The 453-nt window shown below is 49.7% G+C and carries 1 protein-coding gene; it reads right to left on the reverse strand.

All coding sequences use genetic code 11. The annotated features are described in order from the left end of the window. Positions 1–194 precede the first annotated feature (194 nt). The coding region (locus GJ654_RS21035; protein ID WP_210350863.1) for a hypothetical protein at positions 195–453 on the reverse strand (259 nt) is incomplete at its 5' end.

The following is a 453-nucleotide window of genomic DNA, read 5'->3' on the forward strand; positions in this document are numbered from 1 at the left end:
GATTCATCCAAATTTTGAATCAAAATCCGGGCGGGAGCGCAAGCCCTGCCGCGCCGCCGATGGGCCTGGGTAATTACCAGAGCAGTTCTTGGCTTGTCTTTATCAAAGCGGTAAGTGACTACGCCTGATCCAGAACCGAAGTAGTCGCTCGTCTTGATGTATAACGCGATATCGCTTTCACCGTTCTTTTTGGATCATGAGAATATAAGCTTTTCAGAGTTATTTGTTTTTGTGTATGCGAAGACTGTTCGTGCGCCGGTCATTGGGTCTGTTCGTTCATTATACGACCAGGCCCCGGTGTCTTCGACTTGGGTTAATTTTGGTGCTTGCGGTTGCTGGGCTTCTTTCTTTTGTTCGCAACCCGCGGCGATGGTGAGCAGTAATACCAAGTCTCCGAGAGACTGACTCGGCGGCGGATTCCCGAATCGGCTTTTGTTTGATTCAACAGGCGAA

This window comes from Rhodoblastus acidophilus (assembly GCF_009720655.1).
In the GTDB taxonomy this organism is placed as follows: Bacteria; Pseudomonadota; Alphaproteobacteria; order Rhizobiales; family Beijerinckiaceae; genus Rhodoblastus; species Rhodoblastus acidophilus_A.